This window comes from Burkholderia sp. COPS (genome assembly GCF_019425585.1).
Classification (GTDB): Bacteria; Pseudomonadota; Gammaproteobacteria; order Burkholderiales; family Burkholderiaceae; genus Burkholderia; species Burkholderia cepacia.
Map to the genome: position 1 here is coordinate 1 of NZ_WIXR01000071.1, position 22420 is coordinate 22420.

The window sequence follows — 22420 nt, forward strand, 5'->3', positions numbered from 1 at the left end:
GGTGCTGACGCTGCCCGCATCGATCGCGCTGTCGGCGGCGTTGTACTGGGCGCTGCACAGGCTGTTCTGATTCGCGCCGGGGGGCGCGACGCCCGGCCGCGCGGGACGCGGCCGGACCCATCGACTTTCAATTCGACACAAGACGCTACCGATGGATCTCCGTTTCTTCGACCCGAACCGTACCGCCAACGCGTCCGCGTGGCGCGTGCTCCCCAATCGCTGGGACGCCGTCGCGTTTCCGCTGATCATCGGCATACTCGCGATGGCGATCGTCGGTTTTCACCAGACGATGGCGCCGATCGGCGTACTGCAGACGCAGAAGATCTCGCTCGATCCGTCGAACCTGCCCGAATACGCGTTGCGCACCACGCTGCGGATGCTGGCCGCGATGGTCGCGTCGCTCGCGTTCACGCTCGTCTACGGCACGTTCGCCGCGAAGAGCCGCCGCGCCGGCATGGTGCTGATCCCGATCCTCGACATCCTGCAGTCGGTGCCGGTGCTCGGCTACATCTCGTTTACCGTCACGTTCTTCCTCGCACTGTTTCCGGGCCGCGTGCTCGGTGCCGAGCTGGCCGCGATCTTCGCGATCTTCACGAGCCAGGCCTGGAACATGACGTTCAGCTTCTACCAGTCGCTGCGCACGGTGCCGCGCGACCTGAGCGAAGTGTCGCGCGGCTTTCACCTGACGCCGTGGCAACGCTTCTGGAAGCTCGAAGTGCCGTTCTCGATGCCGGGCCTGATCTGGAACATGATGATGTCGATGTCGGGCGGCTGGTTCTTCGTCGTCGCATCCGAGGCGATCACCGTCGGCAACCAGACCATCACGCTGCCGGGCATCGGCGCGTATCTCGCGCAGGCGATCTCGGACAAGAACCTCGGGGCGGTCGGCTGGGTGATCGTCGCGATGTCGGTCGTGATCCTCGCCTATGACCAGTTCCTGTTCCGCCCGCTCGTCGCGTGGGCCGACAAGTTCCGGATGGAGAACACCGCGTCGGGCGATGCGCCGCAATCCTGGCTGCTCGACATGATGCGCCGCACGCACCTGATCCATCAGCTGCTCGTGCCGGCCGGCTGGCTGCTGTCGCAGGCCGCGCGGATTCCGCTGCGCGCGCCGTCGCTGCAGGGCACGCGTGCGCGCGGCGCATCGGCGCGCCGCTCGTCGCGCATCGGCGACATCGTGTGGGGCGCGTTCGTGATCCTGCTGACGCTGTATGTCGCGTGGCGCGTCGTCAGCTTCGTCGCGACCGGCGTGACGATGGGCGAGGTCGGCCACGTGCTCGGGCTAGGGCTCGTCACGCTGCTGCGCGTGCTGGTGCTGATCGCGATCGCGTCGCTGGTCTGGGTGCCGCTCGGCGTGCTGATCGGGCTGCGCCCGAAGCTGGCGGAGAAGATCCAGCCGCTCGCGCAGTTCCTCGCGGCGTTCCCGGCGAACCTGCTGTTCCCGGTGTTCGTGATCGTGATCGTCCACTTCCACCTGAATGCCGACATCTGGCTGTCGCCGCTGATCGTGCTCGGCACGCAGTGGTACATCCTGTTCAACGTGATCGCCGGCGCGATGTCCTACCCGAACGACTACAAGGAAGCGACGAAGAATTTCCGCATCCGTGGCTGGCAGTGGTGGCGGCAGGCGATCCTGCCCGGCATCTTCCCGTACTACGTGACCGGCGCGATCACCGCGTCGGGCGGCGCGTGGAACGCGAGCATCGTGTCCGAGTTCGTGCAGTGGGGCGACACGAAAGTCGTCGCGCACGGCCTGGGCTCGTACATCGCGCAGACCACCGCCGCCGGCGATTTTCCGAAGATCATCCTGGGCATCGCCGTGATGTCCCTGTTCGTCACCTTGTTCAACCGTCTGCTGTGGCGTCCGATGTACGCCTATGCGGAATCCCGGCTCCGTCTCGATTGAGAGTAAGCGCGATGCAAAATTCGAACGTTATCAACGCCCCCGTCAAGACGTCCCAGCCGCTGCAGCCGCCGCGCCTCGGCGAAGAAATCCTGCGCGTGGAGCACGTGAGCCGCGGCTTCAACAAGACGCAGGGCGAACTGCTCGTGCTCGACGATGCGAACCTGTCGCTGCGCGAAGGCGAGATCGTCGGCCTGCTCGGCCGTTCCGGCTCGGGCAAGTCGACACTGCTGCGCATCATCGCCGGGCTGATCGAGCCGACCGGCGGCGAGGTGACCTACCTCGGCAAGCCGCTGCGCGGCCCGGCCGAAGGCGTCGCGATGGTGTTCCAGACCTTCGCGCTGTTCCCGTGGCTCACCGTGCTGCAGAACGTGGAAGCCGGGCTGGAGGCGCTCGGCGTCGGCGCGCGCGAGCGGCGCGAGCGTGCGCTCGCCGCGATCGACCTGATCGGTCTCGACGGTTTCGAGAACGCGTACCCGCGCGAGCTGTCGGGCGGCATGCGCCAGCGTGTGGGCTTCGCGCGCGCGCTCGTCGTCGATCCGACGATCCTGCTGATGGACGAGCCGTTCTCCGCGCTCGACGTGCTGACCGCCGAGACGCTGCGTACCGACCTGCTCGATCTGTGGACGCAGGGCCGCATGCCGATCAAGTCGGTGCTGATCGTTACGCACAACATCGAGGAAGCGGTGTTCATGTGCGACCGGATCCTGGTGCTGTCGTCGAACCCGGGCCGCGTGATCGCCGAGATCAAGGTGCCGTTCAAGCATCCGCGCAACCGGCTCGACACGGATTTCCGCAAGCTCGTCGACGACATCTACGCGAAGATGACCGCCCGCCAGACCGGCGAGGCGACGAAGAAGGGGCTGGAGCTCGGCAGCTGGATGCCGCGCGTGTCGACCAACCTGATGGCCGGCCTGATCGAAACGTTGGCGATGGCGCCGTACCATGGCCGCGCGGACATGCCGGAAATCGCGCGCACGCTACACCTCGAGGTCGACGAACTGTTCCCGATCGCCGAAGTGCTGCAATACCTCGGCTTCGCGGACGTGCGGGAAGGGGACGTGTTCCTGACGCCGCCGGCGCGTGTGTTCGCGGAGTTCGGCACGCAGGAGCGCAAGCTGATGTTCGCGGACCACCTGCTGAAGCACGTGCCGCTGGCTGCACGGATCAGGAAGGTGCTGAACGAGCGTCCTGGCCATCGCGCGCCGCGCGTGCGCTTCGAGCAGGAGCTGGAGGATTTCCTGTCCGATGAAGCCGCCGAGGAAACGCTCGACGCGGTGATCGACTGGGGGCGTTACGGCGAAGTCTTTTCGTACAACGACAAGACGGAAGTGTTCAGTCTCGAGGATGTCGAGAGCTGAAGTCCGTGCCCGAATGGCGAGCGATCGTCGTTCGGGCAGATCGCGGCTGTTGGCGTGCTGCTCGATTCCGCCGATATTGAGCGATTCGATCCTCTCCATCCGCTGCCTTGCCAGCTCAGGCAACCGGTTCGTCACGCCGATCACGAGCGCTTCGGCGAGCGCGAGCGCCGGCACGTTGGTCTGCCGCATCGCGAACGGCTGCCCCTGGATCCGCAGCACAATCTCCGCACATTCCCCGATCGGCGAATGCCATTCGTCGGTGACCAGCCGCACGCGCGTGCCGAGCCGGTGTGCAGCTTGCGCGAACCGGATGCTGTCGCGCTGGTCCTGACGCGGTATCCCGCGCCTTCAGGCCGCCTCGGCGGGGCGGGCCGCGTCGATGCACGCGGCCAGCACCATCGCGGCGGCGTTGCCCGGCGTCGAGCCGAGCAATTGCGGTGCATAGACGCTGTCGCCGATCTCGATCGGCTGGCCCGACAGCGCGCACACACCGCGCTTGCGCGTGGTGAACAGCCGCCACTTCTGATAACCGTAGTGCCCGGTGCATGCGTCGCGCCAGGAAATCATCACGGTGTCGGCCGTGGGCCGCTCGAGTACGCTGATGGCCGGCTTGCTCGTCGCGTCCCACGTCGGCAGCCGGTCGCGCGTGACGCTGCGCCGCCGCGGCGTGCCCCACGAGACGGACGGCATGTCGAAGCTGCCGATCGCGGCGACGGTCATGAGCCAGGGGGCGATACGGTTGTTCATGTCAGTTTTCCTCGAAACGTTACGCGGCACCGCGACGCGCGGCATCACGACAGGCGGATGCGCGGCCGCGCGCAGCCGTTGATCCGTTCGGCGATCCACAGCAGGCTCGCCTTGGAGAAGCCGTGCAGCGCCTGCTGGTGCCGCCGGTAGAGCATCAGGTGGCTGAACTGCGCGAGACGCCCCTGGATGAAGCCGCCACGAAAGAACCCGAACTGCCCGAGCGTGCCGAACGCGTCGTACTCGCTGATCGACACGAGCGCGCCGAAATCGTGGAACGCGAACGGCGGCATCGGCTTGCCGTCGAGCCACGCGGGCAGGTGCTTCGCGAGATGCTCGGCCTGCTGCGTCGCGACCTGCGCGGTGGGCGGCAGCGGTCGTTCCTGGCCGTCGGGCAACAGGCTCGCGCAATCGCCGATCGCGAACACGTGTTCGTCGCCCGTTGCCTGCAGCGTCGGGCCGACGATGATCTGGTTCGCGCGATTCGTGTCGAGGCCGCCGAGCGCCTGCATGAAATCGGGCGCTTTCACGCCGGCTGCCCACACCATCAGGTCGGCTTCCGCAAACGAACCGTCGCCGTAGTGAAAGCCGTTCGCGTCGGCCGACGTGACGCGGGTCGACGTCAGCACGTGAAAGCCGATCTGTTCGAGCCGTTGCTGTGCCGATGCGGAAATCTTCGGCGGAAATGCGGCGAGGATGCGCGGGCCGCTTTCAAGCAGCGTGAGCTGCAGCCGGTCGCGTACCGTTTCGTCGCCATAGGCTTGTGCCACTTCCAGCAGGCGGCTCAGCTCCGCGGCAAGCTCGACGCCGGTCGCGCCGGCACCGACGATCGCGACGCGGAACGGCTCGTCGCGCGCGATGCTGCGAAATACGCGCATCCGCAACGCTTCGTTGAAGGTCTCGGCCTGCGGCTGGCTGTCGATGAAATAGCAGTGCTCGCGTACGCCCGGCGTGCCGAAATCGTTGGCCTGGCTGCCGAGCGCGAGGATCAGCACGTCGTATTCGAGTTCACGGGCGTCGAGCACGAGCTCGCCGTCCTGCGAGCGGATCTCGCCGAGCTGCACGCGGCGTCGCGCGCGATCGAGCCCCTTCAGTTCGCCGGGCTGGTACGTGTAGCCGTGATCGCGGGCATGGGCGAGGAAGATCACCTGTTGCTGCTGCACGTCGCGCGTACCGGCCGCAATCGTGTGCAGCATCGGTTTCCAGATGTGGGTCGGGCTGCGGTCGACGACGGTGACCTGTGCGCGCCCGGACCGGCCGAGACGCTCGCCCAGACGCGTGGCGAGCTGCAGTCCGGCGATCCCGCCGCCGACGATGACGATACGTGTAGGGGTTGCCATGGATAAATCATCACGTGATGAATAAGGTATGATCCTAGCGCTTCCCGGCTTCGCGTGTCAACGGAGCGGGGCAAATCACGCGGTTTCGGCGGTCCTGAAGCGGGGCCGGAACAGGCGCATTCGAATCGTTCAAGGAGAGCAGGGAAACGTGGCTGAAGTCACTGAGCGCGCGCCGGGCAAGCGGCGTATGCGAGGGCGGCCGCTGGCCGGGGCGTCCGTCGGACCGGACGTGATATTGCGGGCCGCGCGCCGTACGTTCGCGAAGCGGGGCTACGACGCGACGAGCGTGCGCGAGGTCGCGCGCGAGCTGGGCATCGACGCGGCGCTGATCGCCCATCATTTCGGTACGAAGGAAACGTTGTGGCTGGCCGTCGTCGAGCAGATCGTCGAGATCGCCGAGCCGATGTTCGATGCGCTGCGTGCGTTGCGCACGTCGCCGCTGTCGCATCGCGAACGCGTGCGGCGCGCGCTCGAGCTGTGCGTCGACCATGAGTTCGACGAGCCCGACATGGGCATGTTCTTCTCGACGGCGGCGACTGAAGTGGGCGGGCGGCTCGACCGGCTGCAGGAGCGGCTCGTCCGTCCGTATTACGACGTGATGTTCCCGCTGCTGGCGGACGCCGTGCAGGCAGGCGCGATTCGCGCGGTCGATCCGAACGTGCTGTTCTTCATGATCGCGACCGCGATCGGCAACACGGTGTCGTACAGCCACATCATGCTGGAGTTCACGTCGCTGCCCACGCAGCCGGACGCGTTTCGGCGTGCCGTGACCGACGCCGCGTTCAACCTCGTCGGCGACTGAGCGCCGCGCGCCACGCGCACACTCACGTCGCGGCAACCAGCCCCAGTTCGCGCACCGCGTTCCGCGCGGTCTCGCGCAGCGCATCGACGAGCGGCGATGGCGTCCGGTACGCGATCGCCAGCTCGTACGCGAGCGGGCTGCCCGCACCTTTCAGTTCGCAGAACGTAATGCCTTTCGGTTGCATCGGCACGAACAGGCGCGGCATCAGCGCGACGCCGATACCGCCCGCGACGAGCCCGGCCGTCGTCTGCATCTGGCGCGGCTGCTGGACGACGCGCGGCGCGAAGCCGGCCTGCGCGCACGCGGTCACGAGCAGCGCATGCATGCCGGGACCATGGTGCGCGGCGAACATGACCCACGGGTCGTCCGCCAGGTCGGCGAGCGTGATGTGCCGGCGGCGTGCGAGCCGGTGACCGTCGGGCAGCGCCGCGACCATCCGGTCGCGCAGCAGCGGCTCGACGCGCACGTCGCCCGCGTCGGCCACCGGCAGCACGACGAGGCCGACGTCCGTGCGGTCGTGGCGCAGCGCGAGCACCTGCTCGGCGGTCGTGCCTTCCTCGAGCTGGAAATCGACGCCTGGATGGCGTTCCTGGAACGCCCGCAAGATCAGCGGCAATAGCGCGTTGACGGTGCTGTCGACGAAGCGCAGCCGCAGCGTGCCGCCGAGGCCCGCGCCCGCGCGGCGGGCCGCGGCCACCGCGCGCTCGGCCTGTTCGAGCGCGCGCCGCGCTTCGAGCAGGAACACCTCGCCGGCCGGCGTGAGCGTCGAGCCGCGGTTGTCGCGCTCGAGCAGCGAGACGCCCAGCTCGTCCTCGAGCTTGCGGATCGCCGCGCTGAGCGGCGGCTGCGCCATGTGCAGCCGCTCGGCCGCACGCCGGAAGCTGAGCGTCTCGGCAACCGCGATGAATTGCCTGAACTGGCGCAGATCGATCATGCGATACCTCTCGTGTATCAGTGGATCATCAAATTCGTATTTTACCTATCACCTCACCACGCCCAGACTTGCACTGTCGCCAATCGTCAACATTCGGGAGGGCAGGACATGACGGACAGTGAACGGCAACGGACAGCGATCGTCACGGGCGGGTCGAGCGGGATCGGCTTCGCGATCGCACGGCGGCTGGTGGAGGACGGGTATCGCGTTGCGATCGTCGGGCGCGACACGGCGCGGCTGGACGCGGCCGTCGCGCGTCTCGGCGCCGCGGCGATCGGGCAGGCCGCTGATTTGAGCGCGCGGCGCGAGGCCGAGGCGGCGGTCGCCGCGATCGTCGCGCAGTGGCCTTGCGTGGACGTGCTGGTCAACAACGCGGGGCTGACCGGCCGCGTGAGCGCGGACACGGAGGCGGGCGAGGCCGAGACCGTGTGGGATGCCGTGCTCGACGCGAACCTGAAAAGCCTGTTCGTGACGACCCTCGCCGTGCTGCCGCACCTGGCCGGGCGCGATGCGCGGATCGTCAACCTCGGCTCGATCGCGGCGCGCGCCGGCAGCCTGCTGCCGGGCGGCCTGGCATACGCGGCGGCGAAGGCCGGCGTCGAAGGGTTCACCGTCGCGCTCGCGCGCGAACTCGGGCCGCGCGGCACGACGGTCAATACGGTCGCGCCAGGCTATATCGCCGACACACGCTTCTTCGGCGACGGCGGTGTCGCGCCGGCCATCGCGGCGACGATCCGCGAGCAGACGCCGGCCGGCCGCGCCGGGCATCCGGACGACATCGCGGACGCGGTCGCGTGGCTCGCCGGGCCGCGCGCGTCGTTCGTCACCGGCGCGACGATCGCGGTGAACGGCGGCTGGCGCGTCGGGTGACGCCATCCGTACCGGCGGCCGGGCACGGCGTCGCGCGCCTCGCCCGGCCGCCGGTCATTCGAGGTCCGCGGGCGGCGCATCGCCGAGCCAGCGCCGCGCGCCGGGCCCGTTGCGGCCCGCGCGGTCTTCCGGGTTCGTCAGCTTGCAGCGCTTCAGCGACAGGCAGCCGCAGCCGATGCATTCGTCGAGGTTGATGTAGAGCCGCTGCAGCTCCTCGATCCGGCTCGCGACGCGTTGCTTCCAGCCGCGCGACAGCCGCTGCCAATCCTTGTTGCTCGGTGCGGTGTCCTCGGGCAGGCTGACGAGCTGCTCGGCGATCTCGTCGAGCGAATAGCCGATCTTCTGCGCGAACACGATGAACGCGATCAGCCGCAGCACCGCGCGCGAATAGTGGCGATGGCTCGAGCCGTTGCGGTGCGACTTGATGAGCCCGCGCGTCTCGTAGAACCGCAATGTCGACGCCGGCACGCCGCTGCGCGCGGCCACTTCGCGAATCGACATCAGCGGCCATTGCGGGATTTCCTGGATACCCATGACACCCCTCCGGGAAAGCTTGACTTGAAGTTAACTTCAACTTTTATGCTACGCGCCAGTTTAACCCGTCGCGAGGCATCATGCTCTCCTTATCCCTACGCAGGACGTCGCCTTTGGGCGCGGCCTGTGCACTGCTGCTGGCGTTGTCGGGCTGTCACGACGGCAAAGGCGCATCGTCGGCCCCGGCCCTTCCCGAAGTCGGCGTTGCCACCATCGCGCCGCGCACGATCCGCCTCGCGGACGAATTCAACGGACGCGTCGAAGCGGTCGACGCAGTCGAACTGCGGCCGCGCGTGAGCGGCTATCTGCAGCGCGTCGCCTACAAGGAGGGCGATCTGGTCGCGCAGGGCGCGCTGCTGTTCGAGATCGACCCGCGCCCGTACCGGATCGCACTCGATCGTGCGAACGCGCAGCTGCAGCGGGCCCGCGCGGCCGCGAGCCTCGCGAACGTGCAGCTCAAGCGCGTGCAGACGCTGATCGATGCGCATGCGACGTCGCAGGAAGAACTCGACAACGCGCGCGCCACGGCCGAGCAGGCGCGTGCGGACCTGCAGGCGGCCGATGCGGCCGTCGCCGATGCGAAGCTCAATCTCGGTTTCACCGAAGTGCGCGCGCCGATCGCGGGCCGCGTCGGCCGCGCGGTCGCCACCGTCGGCAATCTGGCGCGCGCGGACGACACGCTGCTGACGACCGTCGTGTCGCAGAACCCCGTCTACGTGTATTTCGACTGCGACGAACAGAGCTACCTGCGCTACAACGCACGGCGTGCCGACCCGACGCATCGCGCGATCGGCGCCGATCCGGTTCGCGTGGGCCTCGCGAACGAGACGGGCTTCCCGCATGCGGGCACCGTCGATTTCCTCGACAACCGTCTCGACCCGCAGACGGGCACGATCCGCGCGCGCGTGCGGCTGCCGAATGCGGACCATGCGTTTACGCCCGGCCTGTATGCGCGCGTGCAGCTCGTCAGCGGCCGCGACCAGGATGCGCTGCTCGTCGACGACAAGGCCGTGCTCACCGACCAGGACCGTAAGTATGTCTATGTGATCGGCCCCGGCGACAAGGCGCTGCGCCGTGACGTGACGATCGGCCGCGGGCTGGACGGCGAGCGGATCATCGAGAAGGGGATCCAGGCGGGCGACCGCGTGGTCGTCGACGGCATGCAGCGGATCTACTATCCGGGCGCGCAGGTGAAGCCGAAGGCACTGCCCACCCGCGCCGATGCCGGTGCCGGTCATGGCACGGGGAGCGGATCGGGCAACGGATCGGGCAACGGCACGCAGGCCGTCGCCGATGCCGGCGCGCCGGCCGCGCAGTGACGGGAGCGATACGATGGATTTCTCCCGATTCTTCATCGACCGGCCGATTTTCGCGGTCGTGCTGTCGATCGTCATCTTCGCGATCGGCCTGATCTCGATTCCGATGCTGCCCGCCGGCGAATACCCGGAAGTCGTGCCGCCGAGTGTCGTCGTGCGTGCGACGTACCCGGGCGCGAACCCGAAGGAAATCGCCGAATCGGTCGCCGAACCGCTGGAAGAGGCGATCAACGGTGTCGAAGGCATCATGTACATGAAGTCGGTCGCCGGGTCGGACGGCAGCCTGCAGGTCGTCGTCACGTTCCTGCAGGGCGTCGATCCCGACACGGCCGCCGTGCGCGTGCAGAACCGCGTGAGCCAGGCGCTGTCGCGCCTGCCCGACGAGGTGCGCCAGTACGGCGTGACCACGCAGAAGCAGTCGCCGACGCCGCTGATGTACGTGAGCCTCTATTCGCCGGACAACAGCCGCGATTCGCTGTACCTGCGCAACTACCTGACGCTGCACGTGAAGGACGAGCTGTCGCGGCTGACTGGTGTCGGCGACGTCGGCTTGTCCGGCTCCGGCGACTACGCGATGCGGCTGTGGCTCGACCCGAACCGGCTCGCGTCGCGCGGGCTGACCGCGAGCGACGTGATCGCCGCCGTGCGCGAGCAGAACGTGCAGGTGTCGGCAGGCCAGCTCGGCGCCGAGCCGACGCCGAAGAAAAACGACTTCCTCCTGTCGATCAACGTGCGCGGCCGGCTGCGCACGGCGCAGGAGTTCGGCGACATCGTGCTGCGCAACGGCGACGACGGCCAGGTCGTGAAGCTGTCCGATGTCGCGCGCGTCGAGCTCGGCGCGGGCGACTACACGCTGCGCTCGTACTTCAACGACAAGCAATCGGCCGTGGTCGGCATCTTCCTGTCGCCGGGGGCGAACGCGCTCGAAGTCGCGAAGGCCGTGTATGCGAAGTTCGACGAACTGTCGAAGCGCTTCCCGCCCGGCGTCGCGTACCGTCCCGTGTGGGATCCGACGGTATTCGTGCGCGATTCGATCCGCGCGGTGCAGCACACGCTGATCGAGGCCGTCGTGCTGGTCGTGCTCGTCGTGATCCTGTTCCTGCAGACGTGGCGCGCGTCGATCATTCCACTCGTCGCGGTGCCCGTCTCGGTGGTCGGCACGTTCGCGTGGCTCTATCTGCTCGGCTATTCGATCAACACGCTGACGCTGTTCGGGCTCGTGCTCGCGATCGGGATCGTGGTCGACGATGCGATCGTGGTCGTCGAGAACGTCGAGCGCAACATCGCGCAGGGCTTGAGCCCGCGCGACGCCGCGCACCAGGCGATGCGCGAGGTGTCGGGGCCGATCGTCGCGATCGCGCTCGTGCTGTGCGCGGTGTTCGTGCCGATGGCGTTCATGTCGGGCGTCACGGGGCAGTTCTACCGGCAGTTCGCGGTGACGATCGCGATCTCGACGGTGATCTCCGCGATCAACTCGCTGACGCTGTCGCCCGCGCTCGCCGCGAAGCTGCTGCGTCCGCACGGCGCGCCGAAGGATGCGCTCACGCGCGGGCTCGACCGCGCGTTCGGCTGGCTGTTCCGTCCGTTCAACCGCTTCTTCGACCGCAGCTCGGACCGCTACCACGGCGTCGTCTCGCGCACGCTGAAGCGGCGCGGGGTGGTGTTCGCGGTCTATGCGGCGTTGCTCGGGGCGACCGCGCTGCTGCTCAACGCGGTGCCGGGCGGCTTCATCCCGGTGCAGGACAAGCTGTACCTGTTCGCGGGCGCGAAGCTGCCGGAAGGCGCGTCGCTGGCGCGCACCAGCGAAGTGACCGAGCAGATGACGAAGATCGCGCTCGGCACCGACGGTGTCGAGATGGTGCCGGCGTTTGCCGGGCTGAATGCGCTGCAGGGCGTGAACACGCCGAACATCACGAACTCGTACGTGATCCTGAAGCCGTTCGACCAGCGCCACCGCAGCGCCGCGCAGATCAACGCGGACCTGAACGCCCGCTTCGCGACCATCGGCGGCGGCATCACCTATGCGCTGATGCCGCCGCCGATCCAGGGCCTCGGCAACGGCTCGGGGTATTCGCTGTACCTGGAGGATCGCGGCGGGCTCGGCTACGGCGCATTGCAGAACGCGCTCACCGCGTTCCAGGCCGCGGTCGCGAAGACGCCGGGGATGAGCTACCCGGTCAGCTCGTACCAGGCGAACATCCCGCAGCTCGAGGTGAAGGTGGACCGGCTGAAGGCGAAGGCGCAGGGCGTCGCGCTGACCGACCTGTTCAGCACGCTGCAGGTCTATCTCGGCTCGATGTACGTGAACGACTTCAACCTGTTCGGCCGCGTGTACCGCGTGATGGCGCAGGCGGATGCCGGCCACCGGCAGACGGCCGCCGACATCGCGAACCTGCGCACGCGCAACGCGAAGGGCGAGATGGTGCCGATCGGCTCGATGGTGACGGTGGCGCCCGCGTACGGGCCCGACCCGGTCGTCCGCTACAACGGCTATCCGGCCGCCAGCCTGATCGGCGACGCCGATCCGAAGGTGATGTCGTCGTCGCAGGCGATCGAGAAGCTGCAGCAGATCGCGAAGGACGTGCTGCCGCCGGGGATCGTGCTCGAGTGGACCGACCTCAGCTACCAGCAGGTCACGCAGAGCAACGCGGCGATCGTCGTGTTCCCGCTCGCGGTGATGCTCGTGTTCCTCGTGCTCGCGTCGCTGTACGAGAGCTGGACGCTGCCGCTCGCGGTGATCCTGATCGTGCCCGTGTGCATCTGTGCGGCACTGTTCGGTGTGTGGCTGTCGGGGGGCGACAACAACGTGTTCGTGCAGGTCGGGCTCGTCGTGCTGATGGGGCTGGCGTGCAAGAACGCGATCCTGATCGTCGAGTTCGCGCGCGAGCTGGAAATCCAGGGCAAGGGCGTGATCGAGTCCGCGCTGGAAGCGTGCAAGCTGCGGCTGCGTCCGATCGTGATGACGTCGGTCGCGTTCATCGCGGGTTCGGTGCCGCTCCTGATCGGCGGCGGCGCGGGCAGCGAAGTGCGGGCCGCCACCGGCATCACCGTGTTCGCGGGGATGCTCGGCGTCACGCTGTTCGGGCTGTTCCTGACGCCCGTGTTCTATGTGGCGATCCGCAAGCTCGCGGGCGGCACGCCGGCCGTGTGGAGCGAACACCACGGCACCCTCGAAGGAGAAAACCGATGAGCGCCGCTTTTCGTCTTTCCGCGCTCGCGATGTCGGTGACGCTCGCCGCATGCGCGGTCGGCCCCGATTTCAGGCGGCCCGATACGGCCACGGCCGAGCGGTTTGCTCGCGACGCGCATCCGGCGGCGCCGCGCGACGCGTTGCCGTCCGGCAAGACGCCGGATACGCCGCCGGACGCGTCGGCCGATGCCGATGCCGCATTCTGGCGCGGTTTCGGCGATCCGCAGCTGACGCAGCTGATCGACACGGCGCTCGCGGCGAACCAGGATCTCCAGGTCGCCGTGTCGCGCTACGACGCATCGAATGCGCTGCTGTCGCAGGCCACGTTCGACCGCTACCCGACGATCACCGCGAGCGGGAAGATCGGCCATCAGCTGATGAGCAAGGACCAGGCGTTCGGGGCGCCGCGCAGCCAGCGCGATACGCCGACGTCCAGCGTTGGGATCAATGCGGCGTGGGAACTCGACCTGTTCGGCCGGGTGCGTCGTTCGATCGAGTCGCAGCGCGCGGAGACGGCCGCCAGCGCGGCGGACGTGCGTGCGGTGCGCGTCGCGATCGCCGGCGAGGTGGCGAGCACGTACGTCGACCTGCGCGGCTCGCAGGAGCGGCTGCGGATCGCACGCGAGAACGCCGACAACCAGAAGCAGACGCTCGCGCTGATCAATGCGCGCGTCGGCGCGGGGCGCGGCTCCGAACTCGATGCGGCGCGAGCGCGCGCGCAGTACGAATCGACGACGTCGCGGATCGCCGTGTACGAGGCGGCGATCGGCGTCGACGAGCACCGGCTCGCGGTGCTGACCGGGCAGACGCCGGATGCGCTGATCGGCCGCTTCGATCTCCCGAAGGCCGCCGCATCGGCGGGCACGCCCGTGCCGTTGCCGGTGCTGGCCGCCGACATCGATCCCGGCACGCCGGGCGACCTGCTGCGGCGCCGGCCCGACGTTGCGGCCGCCGAGGCGCGGTTGCACGCGGCGACCGCACGCGTCGGCGTCGCGACGGCCGACCTGTTTCCGCGCTTCACGCTGTCGGGCCTGCTCGGCAGCGCGACGAGCAGCTACGGGTTCTTCCGCGCGGGCAGCGATACGAACCTGGTCGCGCTCGGCATCGACTGGTCGTTCCTCGACGTCGGCCGCGTGCGCGCACGGATCGCCGCGAGCGATGCGGAAGCGGCCGGGCAGCTCGCGCAATACCGGCAGACCGTGCTCGGGGCGCTGGAGGAAACGGAGAACGCGCTGCTGCGTGCGGCACGCACGCGTGACGAGACGGACCATCTCGTGCGGGCCGCGACCGACAGCGCGCGTGCCGCGCAACTGGCGCAGGCGCGTTTTTCGGCGGGCGCGATCGACTACTACGAAGTGCTCGACGCCCAACGCACGCTGCTGCAGGCGCAGGATGCGGCGGCCGACGGGCAGATGCGCAGTGCGGCGTCGACGGTCGCGCTGTACAAGGCGCTTGCGGGCGGCTGGCCGTCGGGAACGGGGCTGGGGCCGCAAGGCCCGCTCGCGCAGGCGGGGCAGTAGCGCGGGCAAGGCGGCGCGGCAGGCCGACGCAACCTGCCTGCCGCGCGGCGCGTGACTACACGCTGGCCGGATCGATCTTGTCGATGTCGATGCCGTAGCGCCGGATGGCTTCGCCGACGCGTGCACGCGGGATCGCGCCGTCGTCGGCGAGCGCCTTCAGCGCCGCGACCACGATGAAGTGCCGGTCGACCTCGAAGAACGTGCGCAGCGCGTCGCGCGTATCCGAGCGGCCGAAGCCGTCGGTGCCGAGCGACACGAAGCGCCGGCCGTCGACGAATGCACGGATCTGGTCGCCGACAATCTTCATGTAATCGGTCGCGACGACCACCGGCCCCGTGCGGCCGTCGAGGCATTGCTGCACGTACGGCACGCGCGGCGCTTCATCGGGGTGCAGCAGGTTCCAGCGTTCGGCGGCCAGCCCGTCGCGGCGCAGCTCGTTCAGGCTCGTCGCGCTCCACACGTCGCTCGACACGCCGAAGTCCTGTGCGAGCAGGTCGCTCGCGGCGATCGCTTCACGCAGGATCGCGCCGCTGCCCATCAACTGCACGTGCGGCACGTCGGCCGCGCGCGACGCGCCTTCGCGCAGCAGGTAGAGGCCCTTGAGAATGCCGGCCTCCGCGCCGTCGGGCAGCGCCGGATGCGGGTAGTTCTCGTTGAGCAGCGTAATGTAGTAGTAGACGTCCTCCTGTTCCGCGAACATCCGCCGCAGGCCGTCGCGCACGATCACCGCGAGTTCGTACGCATAGGTCGGGTCGTACGACACGCAGTTCGGAATCACCGACGACAGCACGTGGCTGTGCCCGTCGTCGTGCTGCAGCCCTTCGCCCATCAGCGTCGTGCGGCCCGACGTCGCGCCGAGCAGGAAGCCGCGCGTACGCGCGTCGCCGGCCGCCCACGCGAGATCGCCGACCCGCTGCAGCCCGAACATCGAATAGAAGATGTAGAACGGGATCGCCGGCAGGCCGTGGTTGCTGTAGGCGGTACCGGCCGCGATCCACGACGCGATCGCGCCCGATTCGTTGATCCCTTCCTGCAGGATCTGCCCGTCCTTCGCTTCCCGGTAGTAGCTGAGCTGGCCCGCGTCCTGCGGCGTATAGAGCTGGCCGAGATGCGAGTGGATGCCGATCTGGCGGAACAGCCCCTCCATCCCGAACGTGCGGGATTCGTCCGGCACGATCGGGACGACCAGCTTGCCGAGTGCCGGGTCCTTCAGCAGCGTGCCGAGGATGCGCACGAACGCCATCGTCGTGGACAGCGCGCGTTCGCCGCTGTCCTTGAGCTGCGCGTCGAACGCGGCGAGCGGCGGCACCGGCAGTGGCGCCACGTCGCTGAAGCGGGCCGGTACGTGGCCGCCGAGCGCGGCGCGGCGTTCCGCGAAGTAGCGTGCCTCGGCGCTGCCGGGTTCGGGTTTCAGGTACGGCAGGTCGTCGAGTTGCGCGTCGCTGACCGGCAGCGCGAAGCGGTCGCGGAACGCGCGTACGGCGTCCGCGCTCATCTTCTTCAATTGGTGGTTCACGTTCTGGCCTTCGCCGGCTTCGCCCATTCCGAAGCCCTTGACCGTCTTCGCGAGCACGACGGTCGGCCGCCCGTCCGCGTGCATCGCCTGCGTATAGGCCGCATGCACCTTTTCCGGATCGTGGCCGCCGCGCGCGAGTTTCCAGATGTCGTCGTCGGACAGGTCGGCGACGAGCTCGAGCAGTTCGGGATACTTGCCGAAGAAATGCTCGCGCACGTATGCGCCGCTCTGCGACTTGAAGGTCTGGTAGTCGCCGTCGACGCATTCCATCATGCGCTGACGCAGTAGGCCCGTTGTGTCGCGTTCGAGCAGGCGATCCCAGCCGCCGCCCCAGATCACCTTCACGACGTTCCAGCCCGCCGCGCGGAACGTGCCTTCGAGTTCCTGGATGACCTTGCCGTTGCCGCGTACCGGGCCGTCGAGACGCTGCAGGTTGCAGTTGACGACGAAGATCAGGTTGTCGAGCCGTTCGCGCCCGGCGAGCGAGATCGCGGCGAGCGATTCGGGTTGGTCCATTTCGCCGTCGCCGAGAAATGCCCAGACCTTGCGGCCCTGATGCGCTTTCAGCCCGCGATATTCGAGGTAGCGCATGAAGCGCGCCTGATACGCGGCCGTGAGCGGCCCGAGCCCCATCGACACGGTGGGGAATTGCCAGAAATCCGGCATCAGCCGCGGATGCGGATACGACGACAGCCCGTCGCGTCCCGCTTCGCGGCCGGTCTCGCGGCGGAAGTTGTCGAGTTGCGCGTCCGTGATGCGGCCTTCCAGGTACGCGCGGCCGTAGATGCCGGGCGCCGAATGGCCCTGGATGTAGACCATGTCGCCGTCGAAGGTATCGGTGCGGCCGCGGAAGAAGTGATCGAACCCGACGTCGTACAGCACCGCGGCCGATTGGTAGGTCGCGATGTGGCCGCCGACGTTCGAATGCCGGCCGGCACGCAGCACCATCACCATCGCGTTCCAGCGGATCATCGCGTTGAGGCGCCGTTCGAGCGCGAGATCCCCCGGATAGGCCGGCTGCCGTTCGCGCGGCACCGTGTTCACGTACGCGGTCGTCACGCGGCCGTGCAGGTCGCCGTGGCGCGCCGCGTCGAGGTCGGAAAGCCGGTCGATCAGGTAATGCGCGCGCGGGCGGCCTTCGAGCGCGATCACGGATTCGAGCGCATCGAGCCATTCGCGGGTTTCCTGCGGGTCGATGTCGGGTAGCGCGAGAGGTGCGGTCATGCAATGTCTCCAGAAGCATAAGGCTGCGCGGGGCGGCGGTCGTGGCGCCGCATCGCGCGACGGGACGCCCGTCGATCGGCGGGCAGATGATTGCAATTGCAATCGTATGGCGGCAATTGTTATCGAGGTAAAATTTAATTGCAACTGCAATTCAATGAGAGGAACGACCTGACATGAGCGCACCCGAACCCGATCTGTGGTTCTCGTTCGTCCGCGCGCACCGGACGATGATTCGCGAAATCGAGCGCCGCCTCGCGGCTGCCGGCCTGCCGGCGTATGCGTGGTACGACGCGTTGTGGGGGCTCGAGAGCGGGCCCGACGGCACGCGCCGGATGCACGAGCTGGCCGACGTGCTCGCGATCGAGCGTTACAACCTCACGCGGCTGGTCGACCGGCTCGAACAGGAAGGGCTCGTCACGCGCGCCCGTTCGGCGGACGACGGCCGCGCTGCGTACGCGAGCATCACCGACAAGGGGCGCACGCTGCGCAAGAAGATGTGGAAGGTGTACCAGTCGACGGTCGCGGAACTCTTCCTCGATCAGTTCGGCGGCAAGGAGCAGGCGGCGATGGCCGCCGCGCTCGATCGTGCGACCGCCGCGGCGCGCGAGGCGGCAGCCGACGCGAAGTAGCGGCGGGCCGCCGGCGCGTCAGCCGCTCGCGTGGCGGCGCATCGCCTGCACGGCCCAGTCGGCAGGCACGCGGCCGTCGTCGGCCAGCAGGCGTAGCGCGACCGCGGCGATCCAGCGCGCGTTCGGCGCGCGTGCGCCGGCGGCCGGGCCCGCCGGGTCCGCACCGAGCGCCGCGAAGCGGGCCGGGACGAACGCGCCGATCTGCGCGGCGACGTGCCGCGCATAGCCCGTCACGGCGAGCACCGGCGTGCGGCTGTCGCCGATGCATCGGCGCACATGCGGGACCTGCGGCTCGTCGTGCGGGTGCAGCAGGTTCCACCGGTCGGCCGCGTGACCGTCGCGGGCGAGCTGCGTGTAGCTCGGGCAGCTCCAGATCGTCGAATCGACGCGCCATTCGTCGCGCAGCAGATCGGCCGCCTCTTGCACCTGTGCCAGCGTGCTGCCCGCGCCGCACAGCCGGATCCGGGCGGCCGCGCCGACCGCCGCCCGACGGCCGGCCCGCACCATGCCGCTGAACGCATCGCGGGCCGCGGTGGCCGACAGCGGTTTCGCGCCGGGCACGGGGTCGTCGTGGCTCGCGAGGTAGCAGAACCCCGGCTGGCCGGCGACATAAAGCGTTCGCAGCGCGTGGCGCAGGATCGCGATCGCCTCATGCCCCGAGGCCGGATCGTATGGCGTGCACGCGGGGTTCGCGGCCAGCCAGTGCGGGACGTCGGGCGTCACGCCTTTCGGCCAGGACGATGCGAGCGTTTCGGCATCGTTCACGAAGATCCCCCGGTCGACGGTTTCGATCGACGCCAGCCGCAGCCGGTCGGTCGCGCGTGCATGCAGCAGGTACAGCAGCGGCCGCTCGAACCGCTTGCGCGCATCGAGAAACCGCAGCGGCCACGCGCTGATGCGGCGATGCGCCCCCGCGTCTGCAAACGGCGCACGCGTGTCCGCTCGCACAATCCAGACGTGTTCCGATGTCGCCGCATCGCGTTCGAGGCAATCGGCGGCCGCGCGCATCGCGCCGAGCGGCGACACCGCACGGCCACGCGGCGCGAGACGCTGCGTCAGCAGTCTTTCGAGGCAGGCCACCGCGGCGCGGCGGGTGTCGGGCGTCCGCACGGGCGGACCGGATCGCGCAGTCTGCATGTCCCTCCTTCTGGTATTGGCATGTCGCCGGGGCGTCGGTTCCGGCATATGATTGCAATTGCAACGATTGTAGTTGCAACGACAACCGGAAGACAAGGACCGACATGACTTCGACGCATTCCCTCACGTTCTATACGGCCGACACGCCGAACGGGCACAAGATCGCGATCTACCTGGAGGAGGCCGGGCTCGCGCACGAGCGCGTGCACGTGAACCTGTCCGCCGGCGAGCAGCGCAGCCCTGCGTATCTCGCGATCAACCCGAACGGCAAGATCCCGGCCATCGTCGACCACGACACCGGACTGACCGTGTTCGAATCCGGTGCGATCCTCAGCTATCTCGCTGCGAAGACGCGCTTTCTGCATCCGGAAACGCTGGCCGAGCGCACGGCGGTGCAGCAATGGCTGCACTTCCAGATCGGCGGGATCGGGCCGATGCTCGGCCAGCTCTGGTGGTTCCTGCATGCATCGAAGACGGTCAATGCGCAAGCGATCGAGCGCTACCGGAACGAAGCGCGGCGCCTCTATGGCGTCGTGAACGGCCGATTGGCGGAATCGGCGTATCTCGCTTCGTCGCGGTACTCGATCGCCGACATCGCCGCGTTCCCGTGGCTGCGCGCGGCGGCCGAGCTCGATCTCGACCTTGCCGGCTACCCGCACGTCGAGCGCTGGCTCGCCGATATCGAGGCGCGGCAAGCCGTTCAGCGGGGCCTGATCGCATGCCGCGCACCGGCGGTAGCGCGCGCGAACTGACGTCGCATCGCCCGCGCTGAACGGATGGCGCGGGCGCCGGCCGCCGGTCTGCCGGGAAACATTGTTCTCCTTCGTCGTAAACGTCTCGAATGCGTGATATTTGCGCCGCGCGATCCGGTTTAGAGTGGCCGCGAATCGATGACGATGTGTCGTATCGCCGCAGTCCTGGGCCGTACAGATGCACAAGAGGAGCTGGAGACAAATGAGTGAAGGCAGGATTACGCAGGTCGAATCGTTCGGTTTCGAGCGCATTCCCGATGCATCGCGCTATGCACGGCCGATCGATCTGTTCAGGTTGCTGTTCGGCGGCTGCAATACGTTTTCCACATCGGTGCTCGGCAGCTTTCCCGTGCTGGTCGGGCTGTCGTTCAAGGCGGGTGTCTGCGCGATCGTGCTCGGCGTGCTCTCGGGCACCTGCATCCTCGCGCCGATGAGCCTGTTCGGCCCGCGCAACGGCACGAGCGACCCCGTGTCGTCCGGCGCGCATTTCGGCATCCACGGCCGGATCGTCGGCTCGTTCCTCGCGCTGCTCACGTCGATCGCGTTCTTCTCGCTCGCGGTGTGGAGCTCGGGCGACGCGCTCGTCGGCGGCGCGCACAACATGGTCGGCGTGCCGGTCAACGGCTTCACGCTCGGTGCGGCGTACATGGTGTTCGCGGTGCTCGTGCTGATCGTCTGCATCTACGGCTTCCGCTTCATGCTGTGGGTCAACAAGATCGCCGTGTGGGCCGCGAGCGTGCTGTTCGTCGCGGGCCTGTTCGCGTTCGCCGGCCTGTTCGACATGAACTACGCGGGCACGGTGCAGCAGGGCAGCGCGGGCTTCTGGGCCGCGTTCGTCGGCGCGGTGCTGGTTGCGCTGAGCAACCCGGTGTCGTTCGCGTCGACGCTCGGCGACTGGGCCCGCTACATCCCTCGGCACACGCCGAAGCATCGTGTGATGGGTGCCGTGTTCGCCGCGCAGATCGCGACCTTCGTGCCGTTCTTCTTCGGCCTCGCGACCGCGACGATCATCGCGGCGAAGGCGCCCGCATTCATTGCGTCGAACGACTACGTCGGCGGCCTGCTCGCGATCTCGCCGCGCTGGTTCCTGCTGCCGATGTGCCTGATCGCGATCATCGGCGGGATGTCGACCGGCACGACCGCGCTGTACGGTACCGGCCTGGACGTGTCGAGCATGTTCCCGCGCCTCCTGAATCGCGTGCGTGCGACGCTGCTGATCGGCACGATCGCGATCGCGTTCATCTTCGTCGGCCGCTTCTGGTTCAACCTCGTCGAAAGCGTCGCGACGTTCTCGACGCTGATCGATACCTTCAGTTGCCCGTGGATGGCGATCATGGTGATCGGCTACGTGACGCGGCGCGGCCACTATCTCGCCGACGACCTGCAGGTGTTCAACCGCGGGCTGCGCGGCGGCCATTACTGGTTCACGCACGGCTGGAACGTGCGCGCGATGGGCGCGTGGCTGCCGGCCGCGTTCGTCGGGCTGTCGTTCGTGAACCTGCCGGGCCAGTTCGTCGGGCCGCTCGGCCACCTCGCGGGCGGGCTCGACCTGAGCGTGCCGGTATCGCTGGTGATGGGCGGGGTGTTGTATTTCGTGCTGCTGACGTTGTACCCGGAACCGGACGGCGTGTACGGCCCGCACGGGCGCCGCTTCGTGCGCGGCGGCACGCAGGCGGCGCGCGGCAACGGCGCGCCGGCGATCCAGCCGAAGGGATATTGAGCGGCGCGTGGTGCGTCGCTGCGCAGATGACGATGCCGCCGCGCGGGAGAGCCGCCGGCGGTATCGTCGTTTCCGGGTGTGTGATCGCGACAGGAGGGGGCCGTAACTTCCACGTGGCGCCGCCGCAAGCGAAAAACGCCTGCCGGTTTCGATGCGTGTCAGTGCAACGTGCTGCCCGCGAGCATCCCGCCGTCGACGATGAATTCCGACCCCGTGCAGTACGCGGATTCGTCGGACGCAAGGAACAGCACGAGGCTGGCGACTTCCTCGGGCTTGCCGATGCGCGCGATCGGCAGGCCGCTGTAGATCGACGACGGATCGAAATCCGCGAACTCGGGCGGGCGCGCCATCACGGTATCGATGCCTCCCGGGTGCACCGAGTTCACGCGAATGCCGTAGCGGCCGAATTCGAGCGCGGCGGCCTTCGTCATTCCGCGTACCGCGAACTTGCTGGACACGTACGCGCTGCCGCCCGCGACGCCTTCCATCCCGGCCGTCGACGACACGTTGACGATCGAGCCGCCGCCGGCTTCCTTCAGCGCGGCCACGGCCGATTTCATGCCGAGCCAGCAGCCGATCTGGTTCACGTCGATCACCTTGCGATAGTCGTCGAGCGAACACGCTTCGATCGGCACGAGCTTCAGGATGGCCGCGTTGTTCACGAGAATGTCGAGCCGGCCGAAATGCGCGAGCGTTGCATCGATGGCAGCGTGCCACCCGGCCTCGCTCGTCACGTCGAGATGCTGGAATCGGGCGGCGTCGCCGAGTTCGGCCGCGACACGCCGGCCGGCTTCGTCCAGCACGTCGGCAATCACCACGCGTGCGCCTTCGGCGACGAACCGGCGCGCTTCCGCTTCGCCCTGGCCGCGCGCAGCGCCCGTGATCAGCGCCACCTTGCCTTCGAGTCGTTTCATGCTGCTTGCTCCTG

17 protein-coding genes and 1 pseudogene are annotated in these 22420 nt (G+C 68.4%); 10 read left to right on the forward strand and 8 right to left on the reverse strand.

The genetic code is table 11. The features are described 5' to 3' along the window. The first annotated feature begins 151 nt into the window (after positions 1-151). Entirely contained in the window at positions 152-1906 is a 1755-nt protein-coding gene (locus tag FOZ70_RS35945; RefSeq protein WP_219707790.1) for an ABC transporter permease subunit, read from the forward strand. An 11-nt stretch (positions 1907-1917) separates the two neighbouring features. Further along, a complete protein-coding gene (locus FOZ70_RS35950) occupies positions 1918-3264 on the forward strand; it encodes a nitrate/sulfonate/bicarbonate ABC transporter ATP-binding protein (protein ID WP_021163621.1) in 1347 nt (448 codons plus the stop codon). Positions 3265-3294: 30 nt separating this feature from the next. Here the strand turns inward: FOZ70_RS35950 and FOZ70_RS38580 are convergent. From FOZ70_RS38580 to FOZ70_RS35965, 3 genes and pseudogenes are all read right to left on the reverse strand, one after another. Next, positions 3295-3597 (reverse strand): annotated as a pseudogene (locus FOZ70_RS38580) (RpiR family transcriptional regulator); the annotation flags it as partial. A gap of 15 nt (positions 3598-3612) precedes the next feature. Further along, positions 3613-4011: a DUF3331 domain-containing protein gene (locus FOZ70_RS35960; RefSeq protein WP_059589629.1), complete on the reverse strand. Its 399-nt coding sequence runs from the start codon at positions 4009-4011 to the stop codon at positions 3613-3615. 44 nt (positions 4012-4055) lie between these two features. Next, on the reverse strand, positions 4056-5348 hold the full coding sequence (locus tag FOZ70_RS35965; protein WP_059589627.1) for an NAD(P)/FAD-dependent oxidoreductase: 1293 nt from the start codon (positions 5346-5348) through the stop codon (positions 4056-4058). A 148-nt stretch (positions 5349-5496) separates the two neighbouring features. On the opposite strand from FOZ70_RS35965, the gene FOZ70_RS35970 reads away from it, so the two are divergent. Next, a complete protein-coding gene (locus FOZ70_RS35970; protein WP_048021972.1) occupies positions 5497-6150 on the forward strand; it encodes a TetR/AcrR family transcriptional regulator in 654 nt (217 codons plus the stop codon). A 22-nt stretch (positions 6151-6172) separates the two neighbouring features. Here the strand turns inward: FOZ70_RS35970 and FOZ70_RS35975 are convergent, their stop codons facing one another. Beyond that, on the reverse strand, positions 6173-7084 hold the full coding sequence (locus FOZ70_RS35975; protein WP_219707792.1) for a LysR family transcriptional regulator: 912 nt from the start codon (positions 7082-7084) through the stop codon (positions 6173-6175). Positions 7085-7192: 108 nt separating this feature from the next. On the opposite strand from FOZ70_RS35975, the gene FOZ70_RS35980 reads away from it, so the two are divergent. Continuing rightward, the gene (locus FOZ70_RS35980) at positions 7193-7954 is read left to right on the forward strand and encodes an SDR family oxidoreductase (protein WP_219707793.1); all 762 of its coding nucleotides are present in this window, start codon (positions 7193-7195) and stop codon (positions 7952-7954) included. A 54-nt stretch (positions 7955-8008) separates the two neighbouring features. On the opposite strand, the gene soxR is transcribed toward FOZ70_RS35980, so the two are convergent. Further along, a complete protein-coding gene (soxR, locus tag FOZ70_RS35985) occupies positions 8009-8488 on the reverse strand; it encodes a redox-sensitive transcriptional activator SoxR (RefSeq protein ID WP_059864125.1) in 480 nt (159 codons plus the stop codon). An 80-nt stretch (positions 8489-8568) separates the two neighbouring features. Here soxR and FOZ70_RS35990 point away from each other — a divergent pair, with 80 nt between their 5' ends. The 3 genes from FOZ70_RS35990 to FOZ70_RS36000 are packed head-to-tail and all read left to right on the forward strand — an operon-like array spanning position 8569 to position 14514. After that, entirely contained in the window at positions 8569-9807 is a 1239-nt protein-coding gene (locus FOZ70_RS35990) for an efflux RND transporter periplasmic adaptor subunit (RefSeq protein ID WP_219707794.1), read from the forward strand. A 13-nt stretch (positions 9808-9820) separates the two neighbouring features. Further along, positions 9821-12994 carry a multidrug efflux RND transporter permease subunit gene (locus tag FOZ70_RS35995; protein WP_021163949.1) on the forward strand — a complete coding sequence of 1058 codons (3174 nt, stop codon included), beginning with the start codon at positions 9821-9823 and terminating at the stop codon, positions 12992-12994. After that, positions 12991-14514 (forward strand): efflux transporter outer membrane subunit, encoded by a 1524-nt coding sequence (locus FOZ70_RS36000; RefSeq protein WP_219707795.1) that lies wholly within the window; start codon positions 12991-12993, stop codon positions 14512-14514. Before FOZ70_RS35995 ends, FOZ70_RS36000 begins: the two co-directional genes overlap by 4 nt. A gap of 55 nt (positions 14515-14569) precedes the next feature. Here the strand turns inward: FOZ70_RS36000 and aceE are convergent, their stop codons facing one another. Further along, positions 14570-17254: a pyruvate dehydrogenase (acetyl-transferring), homodimeric type gene (aceE, locus tag FOZ70_RS36005; protein WP_060376688.1), complete on the reverse strand. Its 2685-nt coding sequence runs from the start codon at positions 17252-17254 to the stop codon at positions 14570-14572. 173 nt (positions 17255-17427) lie between these two features. On the opposite strand from aceE, the gene FOZ70_RS36010 reads away from it, so the two are divergent. Then, on the forward strand, positions 17428-17883 hold the full coding sequence (locus FOZ70_RS36010) for a MarR family transcriptional regulator (RefSeq protein ID WP_027789419.1): 456 nt from the start codon (positions 17428-17430) through the stop codon (positions 17881-17883). Positions 17884-17901: 18 nt separating this feature from the next. Here FOZ70_RS36010 and FOZ70_RS36015 read toward each other — a convergent pair whose 3' ends face one another. Next, positions 17902-19020 (reverse strand): pyruvate dehydrogenase, encoded by a 1119-nt coding sequence (locus FOZ70_RS36015; RefSeq protein WP_219707796.1) that lies wholly within the window; start codon positions 19018-19020, stop codon positions 17902-17904. Positions 19021-19124: 104 nt separating this feature from the next. Between FOZ70_RS36015 and FOZ70_RS36020 the strand changes: the two genes are divergently transcribed. Both FOZ70_RS36020 and FOZ70_RS36025 read left to right on the forward strand, forming a co-directional pair. Further along, entirely contained in the window at positions 19125-19772 is a 648-nt protein-coding gene (locus FOZ70_RS36020; protein ID WP_219707797.1) for a glutathione binding-like protein, read from the forward strand. Positions 19773-19974: 202 nt separating this feature from the next. Further along, positions 19975-21492: a cytosine permease gene (locus FOZ70_RS36025; RefSeq protein WP_258025828.1), complete on the forward strand. Its 1518-nt coding sequence runs from the start codon at positions 19975-19977 to the stop codon at positions 21490-21492. A gap of 158 nt (positions 21493-21650) precedes the next feature. Here FOZ70_RS36025 and FOZ70_RS36030 read toward each other — a convergent pair whose 3' ends face one another. Further along, positions 21651-22406 (reverse strand): glucose 1-dehydrogenase, encoded by a 756-nt coding sequence (locus FOZ70_RS36030; RefSeq protein WP_219707799.1) that lies wholly within the window; start codon positions 22404-22406, stop codon positions 21651-21653. Between the last annotated feature and the right edge of the window lie 14 nt (positions 22407-22420).